The sequence below is a fragment of the Pseudidiomarina planktonica genome, from assembly GCF_900177775.1.
Taxonomy (GTDB): domain Bacteria; phylum Pseudomonadota; class Gammaproteobacteria; order Enterobacterales; family Alteromonadaceae; genus Pseudidiomarina; species Pseudidiomarina planktonica.
The window spans coordinates 1136497-1157718 of sequence record NZ_FXWH01000001.1 but is presented as its reverse complement, the minus strand read 5'-3'; the positions used below and the strand labels follow the sequence as shown (position 1 = coordinate 1157718).

20 protein-coding genes are annotated in these 21222 nt (G+C 48.2%); 9 read left to right on the top strand and 11 right to left on the bottom strand.

Translation table 11 applies throughout. From position 1 onward, the window contains the following. Positions 1-5 precede the first annotated feature (5 nt). From CCE91_RS05475 to pspA, 4 genes are read right to left on the bottom strand one after another with little or no spacing between them, the layout of a single operon-like run. On the bottom strand, positions 6-1445 hold the full coding sequence (locus CCE91_RS05475; RefSeq protein WP_086434212.1) for a YcjX family protein: 1440 nt from the start codon (positions 1443-1445) through the stop codon (positions 6-8). Positions 1446-1448: 3 nt separating this feature from the next. Further along, positions 1449-1847 carry an envelope stress response membrane protein PspC gene (gene pspC / locus CCE91_RS05470; RefSeq protein WP_086434211.1) on the bottom strand — a complete coding sequence of 133 codons (399 nt, stop codon included), beginning with the start codon at positions 1845-1847 and terminating at the stop codon, positions 1449-1451. Next, the gene (pspB, locus tag CCE91_RS05465; protein ID WP_086434210.1) at positions 1844-2086 is read right to left on the bottom strand and encodes an envelope stress response membrane protein PspB; all 243 of its coding nucleotides are present in this window, start codon (positions 2084-2086) and stop codon (positions 1844-1846) included. The genes pspC and pspB overlap by 4 nt, the downstream gene beginning before the upstream one ends. 31 nt (positions 2087-2117) lie before the next feature. Then, positions 2118-2789, bottom strand: a complete 672-nt coding sequence (gene pspA, locus CCE91_RS05460; RefSeq protein ID WP_086434209.1) for a phage shock protein PspA — start codon at positions 2787-2789, stop codon at positions 2118-2120. Positions 2790-3045: 256 nt separating this feature from the next. On the opposite strand from pspA, the gene pspF reads away from it, so the two are divergent. Genes pspF through putP form a run of 7 tightly spaced genes read left to right on the top strand, consistent with a single transcriptional unit; the run spans position 3046 to position 11208 of the window. Beyond that, on the top strand, positions 3046-4176 hold the full coding sequence (gene pspF, locus CCE91_RS05455; RefSeq protein ID WP_086434208.1) for a phage shock protein operon transcriptional activator: 1131 nt from the start codon (positions 3046-3048) through the stop codon (positions 4174-4176). Further along, complete coding sequence (locus CCE91_RS05450; protein ID WP_234996266.1) at positions 4151-5917, top strand: ABC transporter substrate-binding protein; 1767 nt, start codon at positions 4151-4153, stop codon at positions 5915-5917. The genes pspF and CCE91_RS05450 overlap by 26 nt, the downstream gene beginning before the upstream one ends. Continuing rightward, complete coding sequence (locus tag CCE91_RS05445) at positions 5914-6945, top strand: ABC transporter permease (protein WP_086434206.1); 1032 nt, start codon at positions 5914-5916, stop codon at positions 6943-6945. The genes CCE91_RS05450 and CCE91_RS05445 overlap by 4 nt, the downstream gene beginning before the upstream one ends. Then, positions 6932-7828 carry an ABC transporter permease subunit gene (locus tag CCE91_RS05440; protein ID WP_086434205.1) on the top strand — a complete coding sequence of 299 codons (897 nt, stop codon included), beginning with the start codon at positions 6932-6934 and terminating at the stop codon, positions 7826-7828. Before CCE91_RS05445 ends, CCE91_RS05440 begins: the two co-directional genes overlap by 14 nt. After that, positions 7825-8874, top strand: coding sequence for an oligopeptide/dipeptide ABC transporter ATP-binding protein (locus CCE91_RS05435; RefSeq protein ID WP_086434204.1), 1050 nt, complete (start codon positions 7825-7827; stop codon positions 8872-8874). The genes CCE91_RS05440 and CCE91_RS05435 overlap by 4 nt, the downstream gene beginning before the upstream one ends. A 1-nt stretch (position 8875) precedes the next feature. After that, on the top strand, positions 8876-9655 hold the full coding sequence (locus CCE91_RS05430) for an ATP-binding cassette domain-containing protein (RefSeq protein ID WP_086434203.1): 780 nt from the start codon (positions 8876-8878) through the stop codon (positions 9653-9655). A 26-nt stretch (positions 9656-9681) separates the two neighbouring features. Further along, positions 9682-11208 carry a sodium/proline symporter PutP gene (gene putP / locus CCE91_RS05425; protein WP_086434202.1) on the top strand — a complete coding sequence of 509 codons (1527 nt, stop codon included), beginning with the start codon at positions 9682-9684 and terminating at the stop codon, positions 11206-11208. A gap of 66 nt (positions 11209-11274) precedes the next feature. Here putP and rssA read toward each other — a convergent pair whose 3' ends face one another. Continuing rightward, a complete protein-coding gene (gene rssA / locus CCE91_RS05420; protein WP_086434201.1) occupies positions 11275-12255 on the bottom strand; it encodes a patatin-like phospholipase RssA in 981 nt (326 codons plus the stop codon). Between the two features lie 89 nt (positions 12256-12344). On the opposite strand from rssA, the gene CCE91_RS05415 reads away from it, so the two are divergent. Continuing rightward, entirely contained in the window at positions 12345-13568 is a 1224-nt protein-coding gene (locus tag CCE91_RS05415; protein WP_086434200.1) for an EAL and HDOD domain-containing protein, read from the top strand. Between the two features lie 80 nt (positions 13569-13648). Here CCE91_RS05415 and recA read toward each other — a convergent pair whose 3' ends face one another. Next, a complete protein-coding gene (recA, locus tag CCE91_RS05410) occupies positions 13649-14737 on the bottom strand; it encodes a recombinase RecA (RefSeq protein WP_086434199.1) in 1089 nt (362 codons plus the stop codon). 133 nt (positions 14738-14870) lie between these two features. Then, positions 14871-15371: a CinA family protein gene (locus CCE91_RS05405; RefSeq protein ID WP_086434198.1), complete on the bottom strand. Its 501-nt coding sequence runs from the start codon at positions 15369-15371 to the stop codon at positions 14871-14873. 49 nt (positions 15372-15420) lie between these two features. Here CCE91_RS05405 and mutS point away from each other — a divergent pair, with 49 nt between their 5' ends. Further along, positions 15421-18009, top strand: coding sequence for a DNA mismatch repair protein MutS (gene mutS / locus CCE91_RS05400; RefSeq protein WP_234996265.1), 2589 nt, complete (start codon positions 15421-15423; stop codon positions 18007-18009). Positions 18010-18065: 56 nt separating this feature from the next. On the opposite strand, the gene rpoS is transcribed toward mutS, so the two are convergent. The 4 genes from rpoS to CCE91_RS05380 all read right to left on the bottom strand — a co-directional run bounded on the left by rpoS (position 18066) and on the right by CCE91_RS05380 (position 21221). Beyond that, a complete protein-coding gene (gene rpoS, locus CCE91_RS05395) occupies positions 18066-19043 on the bottom strand; it encodes an RNA polymerase sigma factor RpoS (RefSeq protein ID WP_086434197.1) in 978 nt (325 codons plus the stop codon). Positions 19044-19136: 93 nt separating this feature from the next. Then, positions 19137-19982: a peptidoglycan DD-metalloendopeptidase family protein gene (locus CCE91_RS05390; RefSeq protein ID WP_234996264.1), complete on the bottom strand. Its 846-nt coding sequence runs from the start codon at positions 19980-19982 to the stop codon at positions 19137-19139. Positions 19983-20013: 31 nt separating this feature from the next. After that, positions 20014-20592, bottom strand: a complete 579-nt coding sequence (locus CCE91_RS05385) for a YqaA family protein (RefSeq protein WP_086434195.1) — start codon at positions 20590-20592, stop codon at positions 20014-20016. Beyond that, a complete protein-coding gene (locus tag CCE91_RS05380) occupies positions 20589-21221 on the bottom strand; it encodes a protein-L-isoaspartate(D-aspartate) O-methyltransferase (RefSeq protein ID WP_234996297.1) in 633 nt (210 codons plus the stop codon). The genes CCE91_RS05385 and CCE91_RS05380 overlap by 4 nt, the downstream gene beginning before the upstream one ends. Position 21222: the final 1 nt, after the last annotated feature.

Below are 21222 nucleotides of genomic sequence, written 5' to 3'. Positions count from 1 at the left end.
CATATTCACCATTTGTCGCCGGTTAGAAATTCTAACACGGCATCCAGCCGCAATTGCGGTAGTGCTTCGCCACGAATACCTGTTGCCCCTAATCCAGCCGCAACCGCCGGCACAAAATCAATATAGGCAATAGGTTTAAACTCGCCAGAGCTAATACTCTTCGGCAGCTGTGGTGGCTTCACTGCAACCTGGCGCACACCGTTATCGGTTTGTTCCCAACCGGTTACGGCGGCCACTTCGGCATCGCGCGCACTTGCCTGAGTACAGGAAATAGCCGCTACCGCATGTAACTCAACGTCAATACCGTCAAAGCGCAAGCTATCAAGAATGGGGCTGACAATACTTTTTAGTAATTGCTGTAACTGCTCGTGTTGTTCGGGCACCAACACATCGGCTTTGGTTGCCACAATACAAACCTTCTCAACCCGCGGCTGAAACAGGCGGTTTAACAACGAGTTACTACCGTACTGAAAGCTCGGTAACAATTGCTGTAAGGTCAGTTGTAAATCCGCTACGGCTGTGGGGCCACGCCGCAAAGCACCAAGTACGTCAACGAGCAGCACCTGACGATTAAAATGCCGGAAGTGTTGTTTGAAAAATGGCGTCACCACTTCTTTTTTATAAGCTTCAAAACGCTGCTCTAATAAGTCATACAGACGTTGCATATGTGGTGGTAAAGACGCTTCCGACGGTTCTTCCGGCCAGGGGAAAAAATCAAGAATAGGCGCATTTTCAAATTCACCGGGTAACAGCAGTCGCCCTGGCTGTAATAAATAAAGCCCTTGCTGGCGGGCTGATTGCAAAAAGGCTCGATACGCAGCCGCCGTTTCACGCACTTGAGCGTCATCATCGGTTTGCTGATTGTCCTGCGCTGCCTGACTGCTGTGAAACCATTGCTGCAACCAAGTGCTAGCTAATTGCTGCCGAGGTTCCTTGGCCAGCAATTCACGCTGTTGTGCACTCCACTGAGCATAGTCCTGCTGCAACATGGGTAAATCCAACAGCCACTCACCCGGATAATCGAGCAAATCTATCGTGAGATCGCGATAATCCCTACCACCGCCATACCAACTGGCCTTTTTGTCAGCCCGAACAATAGTACGAATTTCACTTAAACTGCGGGTAGAAGCCGGCCACTTTGGCGGGTTGCTGGCCATGGTAGCCAGCGCTTTTTCATATTGAAAGCGCGGAATTTGTTGATCGGGCTGGGCACTTAAGTGCGCTCCGCGCAAACGTCCTTCCCGGGCCACCCGCCAGAATGGTAACCGACGTGGGTCACCGTGCAGTAACTGCTCTAAAATACCGGTAATAAAAGTGGTTTTACCCGCGCCACTTAAACCGGTAACGGCTAATCGCACATGACGATCAAGGCCGCGGTCTAAAAGATCGCGGCCTTGATTTAGCTGCTTTTGCAGCAATTGCTTAAGTTTCTGTTGTTTAGACATTTGTTACAGTCGGTTCAACTCTCGGTTTAGTTGGAACTCGTTCGAAGTTACGTACTTTTCCATACGGCGTAACTTAGTTTCCAGTTCAGTAAGCTCCTGACTGATATCCTGGAACGCGCGCTTTGGCGGCTCACCAGCCTGATACACTTTGGTTTTCAGCTCAACTGGGCTGTGCAAACCGCCATTGTTGCCAGTTTCACCAGGCTTCTTATCTAAAATTAACCAGCCTGCTGCATAAACCACCGCGAAGAATCCGGTAGAGAACACGAGTCCGGTAATAAAAGCCACCCGGACAATCCAGATTTCAACACCCAGGTACTCGGCTACGCCTGCACAAACACCTGCTAATTTACCTTTGCCCGGACTCCGATAAAGCGTACGTTTTTTGGTTTCGTTACTCATGCTTTGTCCCGCCATTTTGGAGTTTCAGCATCCAGAATCGACTCCAGCGTCTGAATTCGTTCGCGCATCCGTTCTGCGTGTTGCGCTAACTGTTGCAATGCTTGTGTTTCTTCAGCACTCAGGCCTTGTCCGATTTGGCGCTTACTACGGTAATGCATAATCACCCAAAACGGCGCCACAAAGATCATAAACAGAATAATCGGTGTAACCAGAATGCCCATGACAGCTGTAACATCCATCATTTAGTTCCTTGTTGTTCGTTAACCTAGCTTAAGATGACTTCTTGTTTTTATTGACACGGGCCTTCAATGCTTCCAGCTCACTATCAACTTTCTCAGATACTTCTAAATCAGCAAACTCATCACGCAACGTCCGTTTGCCTAAGTCATAAGAATCCACCTGAGATTCAAGATCGTCAATACGAGATTCGTAACGTTCAAAGCGGAACATCGCATCGTCTACTTTCGCGCTATCAATTTGCTTTTTCACTTCAAGCCGTGTGCTTGCCGTGCGCTGACGCATCAGAATAGACTTTTGACGCGCTTTGGCATCTGCCAGCTTTTCTTGTAACTGACCAATTTCATCAGACAAGCGCTGCAAGTGTTCATCTATACGCTCTACTTCAGCGGCCAGTGAATTCGCATGTTCAGCAGTTTTCTGCTTTTCAGCCAATGCAGCCCGTGCCAGATCTTCACGATCTTTCGCCAGTGCCAGTTCAGCTTTCGCTTCCCATTCGTCGGCTTCGGCAGTAAAGCGCTCAACCTGGCGTTTGGTGTCTTTTTTCTCAGCAATCAGTCGAGCCGAAGTGGAACGCACTTCCACTAAGGTATCTTCCATTTCCTGAATAATCAGACGAACCATTTTAGCCGGATCTTCGGCTTTATCTAATAATGCATTCAGATTTGAATTTACGATATCGCTGAATCGTGAAAAAATACCCATAATTACTTCCTCATATTAAAACCACTTGGTGGTAAAATTTCTGGGCCAAGGTGATAAGTAGTTAAACTACATATACCACTTCGTACCAACTTCCTGGGTATATCTATTCAGGAATCAGGCCAACCCTTAAAATTATTGCAAACCACTGTATTTTAAGTTTTTTTTAATGTATAAAAACAAAACTTTCTTATTGCTCGATTATAAAATAGACTAACAATTGGTCAAAAATACTAATAATTAAATAAAAGAGTAAATCATGAGCCGTTTTCGCCAAGCAGATAATTTAATCGGTCAGGCTAACAGTTTTCTTGCCGTGCTTGAACAAGTCTCGCAAGTGGCACCGCTGGATAAACCTGTGCTTATTATCGGTGAACGCGGTACCGGTAAAGAACTCATTGCTGCCCGGCTGCACTTCCTGTCCAAACGCTGGGAACAAAACTACCTGAAGTTAAACTGCGCCGCGTTGAACGAAAACCTGCTGGAAAGTGAGTTGTTCGGTCACGAAGCCGGTGCCTTTACCGGTGCAGGCAAACGCCATGAAGGCCGCTTTGAACGCGCCGACAACGGCACCCTATTCCTGGACGAACTCGCCAATACCTCCGCCTTAGTGCAGGAGAAGTTACTTCGCGTAATTGAATACGGTGAATTTGAACGGGTTGGCGGTTCACGCACAGTAAAAGTAGACACCCGTTTAGTGGCCGCTACTAATGAAGACTTACCAGCGCTAGCTGAAAATGGTGGCTTCCGTGCCGACTTACTCGATCGGCTGGCCTTTGATGTGATTACGCTGCCACCACTGCGAGAGCGTCGTGACGACATTATGCTGTTGGCCGAAGAGTTTGCCATTAACATGGCCCGCGAACTGGAATTTGAACTCTTCAGTGGTTTTACTGAAAAAGCCCGCCGCACCTTGCTCGAGTATCACTGGCCCGGCAATGTGCGGGAATTAAAAAACGTGGTTGAACGCAGCGTATACCGCGTGGCTTCAGGCCATATTCCGGTAAACGATATTGTGCTGGACCCGTTTGAAAGCCCCTATCGTCCGCAGGTATCACCACACCGGCAAGCCACCTCAAGCGCAGCGAATGATGCTGCCACGCCGCAACAAGCGGCACCACAAACTGCGACCGCTGCACCACCGCAGCCGCAAGATAGCGCCGAATTTGCCCTGCCCGATTTAAAGAAACCAGTGCAATTTAAAGAACTATCGCAGGACTTCGAAGTGCGAGTGCTGCAAGATGCATTGAAACATGCACAATATAATCAGAAAAAAACCGCAGAGCTGCTAGGCTTAACTTACCATCAACTGCGCGGCTATCTGAAAAAATACTCACTACTTGATAGCCAGGGCGGAACTAGTAATGAGAGCAATGCGCAGCAATCCTAAGCAAGCTACCGGAACTTTTACGCAATGCCTGCAAAAGTGGCTGGCGCCGCTGTCGGTGACTGTTTTAGCGGCGTGCTCGCCGGCTGCTGAATCCGATAAACCCCGGGTTATACCTGAGCCTTTGCAACACGGCCTGATTTATTGCTCTGAGGGCAATCCAGAAAGTTTTAATCCGCAGTTAGGTACCTCTGGTACCACGGTAGATGCAACTGCTTCGCAAATTTATGACCGCTTGCTCGACTTTGATGATCAGAGTAAAACCTTTGTTGCCGCCCTGGCCACCGATTGGGAAGCACTGGATAACGGCACCAGATATCGTTTTAACTTGCGTGAAAAAGTCGCTTTTCATCAGAACTTCATGTTTCAGCCGTCACGTACCTTCAATGCCGATGACGTGGTGTTTAGCTTTCAGCGCTGGCTGGACAAAAACCACCCCTATCACTACGTCAATGGCGGTCAATATCCTTTTTTCACCTCCAGCGGCTTAATTCGCCTGATAGAACGAGTGGAGAAAGTAGGTCCATACACCGTTGATTTCTATTTAAAGCGTCCAGACAGCTCATTCCTGGCTAACTTAGCCACTGACTTCACGGTCATATTATCGGCTGAGTACGGCGAGCAACTGCGCGCCAATAACACCATGGGAATGATTGACTTTCGCCCTATAGGAACTGGTCCTTACGAATTTGTGGAGTTCCGCAAAGATATTCTGATCCGCTATTTCCGCCATCAAGAATACTGGCGCGAAACACCTGAATTAGAGCATTTGGTTTATTCCATCACCCCCAACGCCAACAAGCGCATGTTGAAGTTAATTACGGGTGAGTGCGACGTTATTCCATACCCGTTGGTGAATGAACTACAGGCGCTTGATGTAAACAGCAAAATTGAGGTGGCCAGTGAGGTTAATCCTAATGTGGCGTTTTGGGCCTTCAATACCGCGAAGCCGCCGTTCGATGACCCGCTGGTAAGGCAAGCTTTAAGCCACGCTGTTAATCGTCCAGCCATTATTGACACTATTTATTCCGGTAACGCACAACTGGCCCATTCACTGTTGCCAGAAACATCCTGGGCCTACAGCGAAGAGGTAAATCGTTACCCCTATGATCCTAAGCGAGCACGTAAACTATTAGCCGACGCGGGCTTTCCAAATGGCTTTATGATGGATATTTGGGCCATGCCGGTGCAACGCGTATATAACCCTAACGCCCAACGTATGGCTGAGTTGATTCAAGCTGATTTAGCCGAAATTGGCGTACGTGCCAATATTGTCAGTTACGAGTGGAATACCTTCCGCCGCCGGCTAGCGCGTGGTGAGCATCAATCGGTATTAATTGGTTGGGTAGCTGACCACGCCGATCCTGATAACTTTTATCGCCCTATTTTAAGTTGTGCAGCTATAGGTAGTGGTAACCGGGCCAATTATTGCAATCCGGCCTTAGATCAGCTGTTGATTAAAGCGATAAGCGAAACCGAGCAAGCCAAGCGGCGCCCGCTATACGACCAAATTCAGAACATTGTCAGTCAGCAAGTTCCGGTGCTGCCGATTGCCAATTCCTTACGCTTTCAGGCGCATCAGGCAGATATAACGGGCGTAGAACTACCGCCATATGGTGGCATTAGTTTCCGCAACGCCAAACGCTTGTCACCCGCCGAGCTGCAACAAGCTGATAGTGAAGCAAATAGTGACGCAAATAGTGACGCAAATAGTGAAACAAACAGCGGGGAGCAACCACAATGATTCGCTATACCCTGCGTCGCCTCATGCTACTAATTATTACACTATGGCTGCTCAGCATACTGGCCTTTAGCCTAAATTATTTGTTCCCCGGCGATCCGCTCACCAATATGACCGGAGTGCGCACCAGCGACCCACTGCTATACGAACAACTGCAGCAAGCACGGGGTTTTGATCATTCTATAGTGCTGCAATATACCAATTACTTTTCTCATATTATAAGTGGCGACTGGGGCCAGTCGCTGGTTACCCAACGGCCGGTGTTTGAAGACATGCAGGTGTTTTTTGTAGCCACTTTAGAGTTGAGTTTACTGGCTATGTCCGTGGCCTTTCTGGCCGGTGTGCCACTGGGCGTATTAGCAGCCGTACGCCAACGTAAGCTCAGCGACAGAATTATTATGGGCGTTAGCCTTAGCAGCTACTCAATTCCGGTATTCTGGCTGGCCCAGCTATTTATTTTGCTGTTTGCGGTTAAACTGAATTGGTTGCCTATAACCGGCCAAATCAACCCGCTGTACAATATTGATAATCGTACCGGTTCCATTTTATTAGATATCTGGTTCAGCGATACCGACTACAAGCTGGCCGCCCTGCGCGATGCCGCACAACATTTGGTCTTACCGGTAGCTGTGCTAGCTATTATGCCGCTCACTATGTTGGTGCGCATAACCCGTACCGCTACCTTAGAAGTGTTGCAGCAAAACTACATTCGCGCTGCTCGCGCACGCGGCTTGTCGGAACCGCACTTGTTGTGGAAGCATGCCCTGCCCAACGCTATGCAGCCGGTAGTATTGCAACTTGGCTTACAGTTCAGCATTTTGATTACGAACACTATTATCACCGAAGCTATTTTCAACTGGCCCGGTATTGGTAGTTGGTTAATTAAAGGGATTTATGAGCGTGACTACCCGGTTATTCAGGGTACTTTGCTCACTCTTGCCGGCTTAATTTTGCTGGTTAATGTATTGGTTGAACTCTACCACGCCTGGCGTTACCCCCAGGTACGGAAAGAACTTTATGCCGAACACTAAATTGTACTTTCAATACCGCGAACCGTCGCCATTAATGCAGGTTTGGATTAACTTCCAAAGCAATCCCTTTGCGTTGTCCGCGCTGTACTGTTTCGGCTTTATTACGCTCATGATGATACTGGCTCCAGTGGTATCACCCTTTGATGCAAACCAGCAGTTCAGCGACCTTACTTCATTGCCGCCGTCATGGGATGACGATGGTAAAATGCGCTACTTTTTCGGCACCGATGACTTAGGTCGCGACATGCTGTCGCGCATTATGCATGGCGCCAGATATAGCCTGGGCTATCCCATTCTGATTGTATTATTTGCTGGCATTATAGGTACGGCGCTGGGTGCCGGTGCCGGCATGACACGTGGCCTGAAATCCTCGACACTGAATCACCTGCTGGACGTATTGCTGTCGATACCATCGCTGCTGTTAGCACTAATCATTATTGCTATTTTAGGTCCGTCACTGGAAAACGTGGTGATTGCGCTGTCGTTAGTGTTAATACCCCAGTTTATTCATGCGGTACGAAACGCCGTACACGATGAGATCTACAAAGATTATGTGGTAGCCGCAAAACTGAACGGCTGTTCCACCTGGTACATTCTTACCCGGGTTATTCTGCCAAACATCACCACTGTTATCGTTATGCAAACCACCTTGGCGCTGTCTACCGCCATACTGGATATAGCCGCGCTAGGTTTCCTTGGCCTTGGCGTACAACCACCAGCACCCGAATGGGGTACTATGCTGGCGCGCAGTCTGGATCAAGTGTACTTATCACCCTGGCTGATGGTTCTGCCGGGGCTGGCGCTGTTTTTAACGGTGTTTTCTATTAACGTAATCGGTGATAGCTTGCGGGCGGCCATTCAAGAAAGGATCCGCAACTCATGAACTTGCTTGATATCCGCAACCTCAGTATTGAAATGGACACCAGCCAGGGGCCAATCAAGGTGCTGGATAAAATGAGCCTGCAATTACGCGAGGGCGAAATCCACACCTTAATTGGTGAGTCCGGCTCAGGTAAAAGCTTGCTAGCTAAAGCCATATTAGGTTTTATCAATCCTCGCTGGCGCGTCATAGCTGACCGCTTGTGGTGGAATGGTAGCGACCTGCTCAGCATGACCCCGGCGCAACGCAGAACTATTACCGGCCGCGATATGGCTATGATTTTCCAAAACCCCCGTAGTTATCTGGACCCAAATAGTACGGTTGGCGAACAGCTGCGGGAAGCTATTCCAAGCGGCGATTTAGAAGGGTTATTCCTGCGCCGGCGGGCGGACCGTAATACCCGTGTAACCCGCTTGCTGCATCGGGTTGGGGTGAAAAATCACGACGATGTCATGAATAGCTATCCGTTTGAGCTTTCCGACGGTGTGGCACAAAAAGTGACTATCGCCATGGCTATAGCGCACAAACCCAAACTACTAATAGCTGACGAACCTACCACTGCCATGGAGCCCAGTACCCGCGCCCAAATTTATAAGCTGCTGGAACGCCTGAGCGTAAGTCAGGGTATGTCGGTATTAATGATTACTCAGGACATGGGGAGTATTATTCCGCAAAGCGAGCGTATTAGTCTGGTTTATTGCGGTCAGTTAATGGAAAGCGGTCCGCTTGAAGAAGTTACCAAAACACCGCGTCATCCATATACTCAGGCCATGTTAAGTATGTCGCTGCACGACACCGACAAAATGGAGCCTAAACAGCGCTTAACTGGCCTGTCGGGCGCTATTCCAACCTTGCAGCATTTACCTATTGGTTGCCGGCTTGGTCCGCGCTGTCCTCGTGCTCAAAAAAAATGTGTACAACAACCGCGGCTGGATAAAGTGCAAGAGCAATTATATGCCTGTCACTTTCCGCTAACCTATAAGCAATCCGACGACAAGCCAGACGCTCCTACCCAACCGAAATCATCTGATTCTGATAAGGAGCAATAACGTGAGCTGCTTATTAGAAGTAAAAGGCCTGTATAAAAATTACATTCATAAAAGTGGCTGGTTGCCGGGTAAGCGCGTGTGTGCGCTGGAACCCATAAGCTTTACGCTGGCAAAAGGCGAGTCGCTAGCAGTTATGGGTGAAACCGGTTCAGGAAAAACCACCTTAGCTAAACTGATAGCCGGAGCTGAACCGCCATCGGGTGGTGAAATATTATTGAACGGAGAACGCCTGGAAACCGGCAACTATCGCCAACGATGCCGCCACATTCGAATGATTTTTCAGGACAGCTTAGGCTCACTAAACCCGCAAACAACAGTGGGTCAGCAACTATTAGAGTCACTTAAGTTCAACACCGACTTAAGTAATCAAGAGCAAGTCGATCGCGTAAATGAAACCTTGATGAAAGTTGGGTTACTACCCGATCACTTCTTTTTCTATCCGCATATGCTCTCCAGTGGCCAGCAACAACGGGTTTGTATTGCCCGCGCTATTGTTATTAATCCGCAGATTATTGTAGCCGATGAAGCCTTGGTAGGACTGGATCCATCAGTTAGAGCTCAAATCATTAATTTGCTGCTGGATTTGCAGCAAGATATGGGAATTTCCTTTATTTTCATATCACATTCGCCGGAAATCGTTAAACACGTTGCAGACAAGATCTTGATAATGCATCGTGGTAAAATGATTGAGTTTGGAAAAACGTCTGAGCTGATCAAGAACCCAACGGAGCACGTAACAGAGTTATTGTTGCAATCCGGAATAATTAAAAATCAGCTGTAATTCTCAAGCACTAGGGAGTCAACACATTGGAAACAGGTACACTTATTTCGCTTGCCCTTTATTTTATCGCGATGATGGGCATTGGTTTATATGCGTACAAAAAGTCGACCGATAGTATTTCCGGCTACATGCTCGGTGGCCGTCAATTAGGCCCCGCTGTAACTGCATTGTCGGCCGGCGCCTCAGACATGAGTGGTTGGATGCTCATGGGCTTGCCCGGCGCTATCTATTTGTCTGGCGTATCGCAGTTGTGGATCGCGGTAGGTTTGGTGGTTGGTGCTTATCTTAACTACTTAATTGTAGCGCCACGCTTGCGCACCTACACCGAGGTCGCGAATGACTCAATAACAATTCCTGACTATTTTGCGAACCGTTTTAACGACAAAGGTCGTCGCCTGCGCATTTTCTCGTCACTGGTTATTATTGTGTTTTTCACCCTTTACACCTCAGCCAGTCTGGTTGCCGGCGGTAAGCTATTCGATAGCTCATTCGGCCTGGATTACACCACCGGGTTATGGGTAACCGCCGGTGTCGTTTGTGCATACACCCTATTTGGCGGCTTCTTAGCCGTAAGCATGACCGACTTTGTGCAGGGCTGTATTATGTTCGTGGCACTGGTACTGGTTCCCTTGGTTGCTTTTGCTGACCTGGGCGGATTCACCAGCGTGACTCAGCAAGTCAGCAATTTAGACCCGAATTATCTGGAGTTCTTTAAAGATGCAGCCGAGTCTGATCCCATGTTGGCGAACCTGTCCTTCTTAGGAATCATATCCCTGCTCGCCTGGGGTTTGGGTTACTTCGGTCAGCCGCACATTATTGTTCGTTTTATGGCTATTCGTTCAGTTCGTGATATCAAAAAAGCGCGTCGCATTGGTATTACCTGGATGACGGTATCTATTATCGGTGCCATGGCAACGGGTTTCGTAGGTATTGCCTATGTAGAAAAAACTCAAATGCAATTAGCCGATGCTGAAACTATCTTCATTATATTTTCACAGTTTCTGTTTCATCCGTTAATTGGTGGTTTCCTGTTAGCCGCTATTCTGGCAGCTATTATGAGTACTATCTCATCACAGCTACTGGTTACCTCCAGCTCACTAACAGAAGACTTTTACAAGGCATTCCTGCGTCGCGACGCCAGCCAGCGCGAACTGGTTTTCGTCGGCCGTATGTCAGTACTGCTGGTGTCTATTGTGGCCATCTTACTGGCGCTTGACCCGGATAGCTCAGTATTGAATCTGGTTAGTAATGCCTGGGCAGGCTTCGGTGCAGCCTTCGGTCCAGTTATTATCTTCAGCTTGTTCTGGAAACGCATGAACCGTAACGGTGCGTTGGCCGGTATGCTGATAGGTGCAGGCACGGTATTGTTCTGGATTTATGGCCCAACCTTGAATGGCCAGCCGCTAGGCTCGTACGTTTATGAAATCATTCCAGGCTTTATCTTGTGTAGTATTGCCATTGTGGTGTTCAGTAAACTAACCGCTGAACCTGATACGGCGCTGCAGGATAAGTTTGACGAAATGGAACGTGAACTGAAGAAAAACACTGCTTAAGCTTTAACTAGCCGTAAGCAAAAAAAAGCCGCACTTAACAAGTGCGGCTTTTTCATATCCATAAATCTAACTTAACCGACTTTCAAATAACTCGATTTCAGATTCGATCAATTCACGCATGCGAATGGTGGTTTCATAACCAATATCAATAGCTTCATCGCCGCGCTCAAATTCAAGAATACCAATGTGGCCTAGCTTAGGCTGAATCAATACATCGGCAGGATCACCCGCCATTCGCGCTTTAGTAATACGCTCCTGCATAATATCAATACCTCCAGCCATCACCCCAAAAACCCCCGGAGATTTCTCCTCAGGCCCACTAAATTTCTGTTTTACGCCGTCAAAGTAGTTCTGGCTTTGGCTTAAGAAGTGCTTGAAAAAGCCCTGATCAGGATCTTCCCCTTTCACCCGCTCTTCCTGCACATCTAATGCAGCCTTGTCTTCCTCAGATGGCGGTGACATATTTCGAGGCGACTTCCCGGCGGTTCTGGTGTTTAGCTGTGAATTCAAATGCACAGCAATAACAAAGTCTGCGCCTAAAGCACGAGTTAATGAAATAGGCACCGGATTTACCAACCCGCCGTCGACTAACCAACGCTCGTCGTAGCGCGCAGGCGCAAGTAGCCCTGGCATTGCACAGGAAGCTCTTGCTGCATCGTATACGTCGCCATTGCGTAACCAAATTTCACGTCCTGAGTACAGGTCTGTTGCTACCGCGCCATAAATAATAGGTAGGTCTTCTATATTAATGGCACCGAACTGTTCGCGGGCATGATTAAATACTTTTTCACCGACCACCAGGCCGCCATGACTTAAGCCGAAATCCAGCAAGTTAAAAACCTGCCAGCGATTCATGCCGCGAACCCATTCTTCAATTTCGCCCAAACGGCCAGATGCATAGCCTGCACCTACTAATGACCCAATTGAAGTACCACCGATAATCGAGACTTTAATGCCCATTTCATTTAAGGCTTTAATTACGCCAATATGCGCCCAGCCTCGTGCTGCGCCCGATCCCAGAGCTAACGCAATATGAACATCTCGCATACGTTCCTTTCCTTACAATGTTAATGGTAATATGCTTACTATCATACGCTCAATTGGTGAAGCGAACCAAGCCAGGGTAATTCACAATTATGTTCTTTTACGTTGCCAGACAACCCATTTTAAATCGGGATAAGAGCCTGTTTGCCTACGAATTATTGTTCCGTGACGGCATGAACAATGCGTTCCCCAATATCAGCGCCGATGAAGCCACCTCCAAGCTGGTTGAAAGCAGTCAGTTTAGCAGTGGTATTGACGATTTGACCGGCGGTAAACTTGCTTTCATTAATTTTGCCGAAGAAGCCATTATTAATCAGTTACCCACCTTACTGCCAAACGAAACAGTGGTTGTTGAAGTTCTGGAAACTGTTACTCCGAATAAAAACCTGGTTCATGCATTAACCACATTGAAATCCAAAGGTTATACCATAGCTTTGGATGATTTCATTTATGATGAAGCATGGAATCAAGTGTTCCCACACGTAGATATTATCAAAATTGATATTCAAATAAGTGGGCTGTCAGAAATTAACGAGCTTCGCCGTAAACTAAAAGATTATTCGTTTAAATATCTTGCTGAAAAAGTGGAAACCTATGAAGAGTTCCAACTAGGTTCAACCTTAGGCTTTGACTACTTTCAGGGTTACTTCTTTTCGAAACCGGAAGTTATTCAAAAGCGAGCGTTGAACCCTTCTCAGATTGCCTTCGCGGATTTATTATTTGAAACCAGCAAACTCGACATGGATGTAAACAAAGTTTGCGCCTCTATTGAACGCGACGTTGGCCTTTCATATAAGTTACTGCGGTTTGTTAATTCATCAGCCTTTCATCGCTCACGTAAAATTGAAAACCTGAAACAAGCGATTGTGTTTCTGGGGCAGCAGGAATTACAAAAGCTAGTGGCCGTTATTGCCGCCGCCCAGTTAAGCGACAACAAACCTAGTGAGCTGATGCGACTGTCTATTACCCGGGCTCGATTCTGTGAACATCTGGCGGTTTTATACGGACGCAAAGATGACGCACCTAAAGCTTTTTTAACCGGCTTGATGTCACTTATTGACGCCATTATGGACGACGAGCTCAAGAATATTTTGGACCGTATTCCATTGAGCCAGGACATTTATGATGCCCTGATAGATAAGCGTGGCGTATTGGCTTATTTACTAGCTTTGGCCGTAAGTTACGAGAATGCAAACTGGGCTCGTACCTCACAAATTGCGAAGAAGTTGAAAATAAGCGAGGCTGATTTACCAGACTTATATTTAGACGCCACCAGCTGGGCTAACGCCTATAGCGAGTTTGACGAAGAAGAATAAAAAATGACCATGGTTCATTTACAGTAATGAATCACGGTCACTTAATTGAGAGCTTAACTCAAGCGGCATAAGCCGCTTTATTAAATTAGGTCTTCGTTTAACTCTTCACCAGGTGATGCTTTACCTGCTTTTCCTTTCGCAGGCTTCGCTGATGCTTCTTCTTTGTCACCACCTTTTACCGGTTTCGCCAGTAACATGCTGCGCAGGTTCTTTTCAATTTCATCAGCAATTTCAGGATGCTCAACCAAATACTTCATGGAGTTGGCTTTACCCTGACCAATCTTGTCGCCTTTATAGCTATACCAAGCGCCCGCTTTATCAACCAGCTTATGCTTCACGCCTAAATCGATTAGCTCACCGTTTTTAGAAATGCCTGAGCCATACATAATTTGGAATTCAGCTTCACGGAAAGGTGGTGCAACTTTGTTTTTAACCACTTTAACCCGAGTTTCGTTACCGACAATTTCATCGCCCTCTTTCACCGCACCAATACGGCGAATATCAAGCCGAACCGAAGCATAGAACTTCAGTGCATTACCACCGGTAGTAGTTTCAGGGTTGCCGAACATAACACCAATTTTCATACGTATTTGGTTGATGAAAATGCACAGGCTGTTTGATTTCTTAATGTTTGCCGCTAGTTTTCGAAGCGCCTGTGACATTAATCGTGCCTGCAGACCCATGTGGCTATCGCCCATGTCACCTTCAATTTCAGCACGAGGTGTTAGCGCTGCAACCGAATCCACGATAACAACATCAATAGCCGCCGAGCGAACCAACATGTCACAAATTTCCAACGCTTGTTCGCCGTTATCTGGTTGAGAAACCAGTAATTCGTCAACATTCACGCCCAGTTTGGCAGCGTAAACCGGATCCAAAGCATGCTCAGCATCAACGAACGCACAAGTTTTACCTGCACGCTGAGCTTCGGCAATAACCTGTAACGTTAAAGTTGTTTTACCGCTGGATTCAGGACCATAAATTTCAACGACCCGTCCGTAAGGTAAGCCACCAATGCCAAGCGCAATATCGAGGCTTAATGAACCAGTTGAAACCGACTCCACATCCATGGCATGGTTATCGCCCAGACGCATAATTGAACCTTTACCGAACTGACGTTCAATTTGACCTAAGGCCGCGTCTAATGCTTTTTCTCTATCAGTACTCATGTTGTGCTCCAATATATAAACTGTGGTGGCCACACTTAATTCGATTTCCAGTTAGTATACTGTGTATTTGTACAGTATCAATAAAAACTCCGAATTTTTTTGGAAATTACGGCTAACTAACTGTTAAATATGTTTATTTAGTGTTTCCATTCTCATCTAAATGACGCTGGCAACGAAGCGCTTCCAGTATAGTTGCGGTTCGTACCTGATGCCGATTGCCTTCAAAATGACGTGACCAGGACGTTACCCCGGTGGTGGTCGCCAGGCCAAACCAGACCAACCCGACAGGTTTACCTGGCGTGGCTCCGCCCGGGCCGGCAATGCCCGTTACCGCAATGCCAACGTGAGCATTTAATGATTGCCGAACGCCAGTGGCCATTGCTTCCGCCGTAGCCGCAGATACTGCGCCCTGGTCGTCAAGAATAGTTGAGGAGACGCCGAGCTGTTGTTGCTTCACTGCATTACTGTACGAAATGATGCCACCGTGGAACCAGTCAGAACTTCCCGCTATAGCGCTGATGGCGTATCCTATACCTCCGCCGGTACAGGACTCTGCGGTGGCTATATGCAATTTCCGTTTAGAAAGCCACTGCCCCAGTTCAGCTGCGGCTTGTAGTACGATAGAATCAACCATTGTTTGAACTCCTAGAACAAGGCGCGCAGGAAAATGGATACCAATACGCATGTCTGAATCGTTACGCTCAGCTCCAACACAGTCTAATCATACGCCCATGATGCAGCAATACTTACGCATTAAGGCGGAACACCCCGATATTTTATTGTTCTATCGCATGGGTGACTTTTACGAATTATTCTTTGATGATGCAAAACGTGCCGCCGACTTACTGGATATTTCCTTAACCAAGCGCGGCAGCAGTGCCGGTGAACCTATTCCAATGGCTGGCGTGCCCTACCATGCAGTGGAAAACTATCTGGCCCGGCTAGTTCAACAAGGCCAGTCGGTGGCCATTTGCGAACAAATTGGCGACCCGGCAACCAGTAAAGGTCCGGTTGAGCGTCAAGTGGTACGTATTGTAACACCTGGCACCGTAACCGATGAAGCCTTGTTACCCGATCGCAAAGATAACTTACTGGTAGCAATAAAACCCCAATTACACCGTGGCAAACTCAGTTACGGAGTTGCCGCGCTAGATATCAGCAGCGGTCGCTTTACTGTGTCAGAACAAGCCAATGATGAGAGTTTGCAAGCCGAGTTGGCGCGTTTGCAGCCGGCTGAGCTACTGTATCCGGAAACCAACACCACCGAACTCTGGCAAGACTACTGCCGCAGCCTGCGCCGGCGCCCCGACTGGGAATTCGACGCCGACACCGCGCGGCAGCAACTACAACAACAGTTCCAGACTCAGCATTTAGACGGCTTTGGTATTGGCGAACTCGAATTAGCCATTGGTGCCGCCGGCGCTTTATTAACTTATATAAAAGAAACCCAGCGCACCGCCCTGCCGCATTTGCGAACTATTGTGCATGAGTTGCCCGACAGTGCCTTGATTCTGGATTCAGCCACACGGCGGAATCTGGAACTAACGCAAAGCTTAAGCGGCGCGGCTACAGCCGTTGCGGACGTACTGGATAACACCGTATCGGCTATGGGTAGCCGTATGTTTAAGCGCTGGTTACAACAACCTTTACGCGATCAGAGTCAGCTTAAACGTCGTTACGCGGCAGTTGCCGCCTTTAGCGACACCAACATGCGCGATTCCTTACGTACCCAGTTAAAGCAATTGGGCGACATAGAGCGCATTAGTTCGCGCATTGCATTGCGTAGCGCCCGACCAAGAGATCTTGCTCGTTTGCGCGACAGTTTGGCCTTACTGCCTGATATTCGGGCACTACTAACGCCAGCACCACTACAAGAATTTAGTGCGCAATGCCCGCCGTTTACAGAGCTAACAGAAACCCTGGAACGTGCCTTGATTGAGCAGCCGCCGGTGTTGATTCGGGACGGTGGAGTACTGGCAACAGGATACGACGCCGAGCTGGATGAATGGCGGGATCTGGCCAACGGCGCGACCAGTTATTTAGCGAAACTGGAGCAACAGGAACGCGAGCGCACCGGCATTAGTTCATTAAAAATCGGTTATAACCGCGTGCATGGTTATTACCTGGAGGCCAGCCGCAGTGCCTCCGCTTCAATTCCCGACGACTATCAACGTCGGCAAACGCTGAAAAATGCCGAACGCTACATTATTCCAGAGCTAAAAGAACACGAAGAAAAGGTGTTAAGCAGTCAAAGTAAGGCACTGGCACGCGAAAAATGGCTGTACGAAGAACTATTAAGCTTGTTGCAGCCGCATGTCGCTGAACTTCTGACCATGGCATCAGCCTTAGCGCAACTGGATGTGTTAGCTGGCTTTGCCGACACCGCCGAGCAGCATAACTATATTCAGCCCGAGCTTATGTCTACTCGCGGTATCAACCTGCGCGATGCGCGACATCCGGTGCTGGAACAGTTGCAGGATGACCCCTTTATTCCAAATTCTGTAAGTTTGAATGCAAAGCGTCATCTGTTGCTAATCACCGGCCCCAACATGGGCGGTAAATCTACCTATATGCGCCAAACTGCGCTGTTAGTCATACTGGCACATATTGGCAGTTACCTGCCTGCCAGCAGCGCCACAATAGGTCCTGTTGACCGTATTTTTACCCGTATTGGCGCTGCTGACGATTTGGCCTCAGGGCGCTCTACCTTTATGGTGGAAATGACTGAAGCGGCGGCTATTATGCACAACGCCACCGCACATAGTCTGGTGCTTATGGATGAAATTGGCCGCGGCACCTCAACCTACGATGGTCTGGCTCTGGCCTGGGCCTGCGCAGAAGAACTGGCGAAACAAAATCAAGCATTAACTTTGTTCGCGACTCACTATTTCGAACTCACTGAGCTAGCCGAGCAATTACCCGGCTGTGCCAATGTTCACGTGGAAGCCGCCGAACACGGCGATACCATAACCTTCTTACATAGTATTCAAGAAGGCGCTGCCAATAAGAGCTTTGGTTTACACGTAGCGCAGTTGGCTGGTATGCCACAACGGGTTATGCAAGTAGCCAAACAGCAATTATTGCGCTTAGAGCAGCTGCCGGCGGCCACTCCACAGGCGCAGCAGCAACTGTCGTTACCAACTCAGGTTGAATCTCAGCAAACTAAACCGCATCCGGTTATTGATGCGCTGGCCAAGGTGCAGCCCGATCAATTAAGCCCACGCGAAGCGCTGGATTTAATTTACGCCTGGCAACAGGAATTAAAGGAATAAAAGCCATAAAAAAAAGGTGCCAGCAGGCACCTTTTTTGGTTTATTCAAGAAACTTATTAGCTGGGTGTGAACAGTGAATCCAGCGTCAGCCCCTGATGTTTCAGGTTGTCTCGCAACTTGCGCAACGCTTCAACCTGTATCTGCCGTACGCGTTCACGGGTCAGACCTATTTCACGCCCTACATCTTCCAGCGTAGCTGGCTCATAGCCAAGCAAGCCAAAGCGGCGGGCTAATACTTCCCGTTGTTTCTCGTTTAAGCTTGATAACCAGTCAACAATGTTCGAACGCATGTCGTCGTCCTGCATCACCCCTTCCGGGCCATTGTCGTTCTCGTCAGCAATAACATCTAGCAGTGCTTTGTCATTGTCGCCGCCAATAGGAGTGTCGACCGAAGAAATACGCTCGTTCAGGCGCAGCATGCGGGTAACATCTTTTACCGGCTTATCTAAACTCTCCGCAATATCTTCCGCAGTAGGCTCATGATCTAACTTATGTGCGAGTTCGCGTGCTGCCCGCAAATACGTATTTAGCTCTTTCACCACGTGAATAGGCAACCGAATAGTACGGGTTTGATTCATGATAGCCCGTTCAATGGTCTGCCGGATCCACCAGGTAGCGTAAGTTGAAAAACGGAACCCGCGCTCGGGATCGAATTTCTCAACAGCACGAATCAGGCCTAAATTACCCTCTTCTACTAAATCCAGTAGAGCTAAGCCTCGGTTGGTGTAGCGTCTTGCGATTTTTACAACCAGTCGCAAGTTGCTTTCAATCATTCGTTTGCGAGCGCTCTCATCACCTTTCAGAGAGCGGCGGGAGAAGTAAACTTCTTCTTCAGCAGTAAGTAATGGCGAGAAACCAATCTCACTAAGGTACAACTGAGTTGCATCCATTTTTTTCTGATACGACTGCCGCGAAGCTATGGCTTCTTCCAGCTCGCCGTCATCAGTAGTTTCCTCAGCCGAATCGTCACCGATTTTTTCCAGTGCGTCTTTTTCGTCAATATCGTCGCGAACGTCTTCCTTACCCTGGTTCATCGTTTACCTCCTACTACCTGACTATTGTCAGCTTAGAACAGCCGTCATACCAAAAGTTTCATTGCCGAAGCTTGAAGCCTTTTGTTGTAAGACTCACTGCTTCGGTAAATAATTCCTAGGATTAACCGACTTTCCTCGAAACCTCACTTCAAAATGCAACTTAACGCGGTCGGCGTCGGAACTGCCCATTCGAGCTATTTCCTGACCTGCCGTAACGAACTCTTGTTCTTTCACTAAGAGCTCATCGTTGTGCGCGTATGCGGTTATAAAATCATCATTATGTTTCAATATGATTAAACGACCAAAACCGCGCAACGCGTTGCCAACATAAACTACTTTTCCTGCCGCGGCAGCCACTACCGGGTCGCCCCTGTCGCCGCCAAAATCTAATCCTTTATTCCCTGCTTGCTGCAGTGAAAAGTCACTAATAATCTGCGACTTACTTGGCCACTGCCAGTTTATATCTTCATTCGTTAAAGTTGGTTCGGTTCCAGTTGATGGCACTACCACCTTTGGTGCAGTTTTCTTCCTGGAAACTAACTCTTTACTATTATTTTTAACATACTCTTTCTTTTGTTGCGACGCAACGGATGCCTCGGCGGCTTTACGTGGACTTTTCGATACAGGCTGAGCGGGTTTCGGTGATGGTGTGCTTTTAGCAGTTTGGCCACTGCTCGCAGAGCCCTGTAAACGCAGGGTTTGGCCAGGGTAAATCGTATAGGGTGCATTAATATTATTCAGTTTGGCCAGTTCGCGTACATCTTTGTTGGCGCGAAACGCAATTGAATAGAGTGTTTCACCAGGTTCAACCTGATAGCTGGTTGCCGCTAAACTGGCGCGTTCATAATCATAAATGGTTTTACCGGTGTAAACGGAGGCGACTGGCGCAGGCTCGGTGCGTGCACCACAGGCCACCAGGCCAGTGCAAAGCACCAGCATGATGACACGCTGTGATGTTAATCGTTGTACGTTAACGCAACCAAACATAGGCACATACCGCCACAATAACCAGCAACCAGCCAATGGTGTCCACATAACGACGCAGTGCTACAGCCATTTTCGGACCACCGCTACGCATCAGCCAGGCCACTAAGAAAAACCGTAAGCCTCGACTAATAAGTGAGGCTATAACGAACGGAATCAAGGCGATGCCAAGCATACCACCGGAAACCGTGAAGAGTTTGTAGGGTATGGGCGAAAAGCCGGCAATAAAAACAATCCAAAAGCCCCATTGATCAAACCATTGCTGCACCACGGCCAGCTTTGCTTCGTAGCCGGCCCACTCAATCATGGGCATAACCAGAGTATCGAATGCCAGATAGCCAAGGGCATAACCAACCAAAGCACCCAGTACCGAAAAGATGGTGGTAATTGCAGCAAAGTACCAGGCCCGTTTCGGCTGCATCATGGCCATAGGTGCCAGCATCACGTCTGGTGGAATCGGGAATATCACACTTTCGCTAAAGCTTAAGCCTGCCAAAATAGCGGGCGCGCGGCGATGTTGGGTCCAACCTAGCACTTTATCGTAAAGTGCTGAAAATACCTTCACAGCAGTGCTCCTTGCACAAGGGGTACGAATCTGACATCACCAATTCGTTGTTGTTCATAATCATCACCAAAACGCCGAATCACGTACAAGGTTTGTTGTTCAGTACCCACCGGAATAATCATCACACCGCCGTCGGCAAGTTGTTCAAGCAAGCGCTGCGGCACTTCTTTGGCAGCCGCAGTAACGATAATGCCATCGAACGGAGACTTACTTGACCAGCCTTCCCAACCGTCACCATGGCGGGTCATTACGTTGTGTAAATCCAGCTGTTTTAAACGGCGCTTGGCCTGGTACTGCAAGTGAGAAATCCGTTCAACCGAATACACTTTATCAATAAGCTGCGCCAGTATTGCCGTTTGATAGCCAGACCCGGTGCCAATTTCCAGCACTTTATGGCAATCATGCTGCAACAATAGCTGCGTCATCGTTGCCACCATTAGTGGCTGCGAAATGGTTTGGCCGTTGCCAATGGGCAACGCCGTATTCTCATAAGCCTTATGCACCAGCGATTCCGGCATAAACTTATGGCGCGGCGTTTGCTCAATAGTGCTCAGCACGGCATCATTGGCGATGCCCTGTTGCTTCAGTAAGGTGGTCAGGCGTTTTGCCATACCTTGGAAATTATTCATT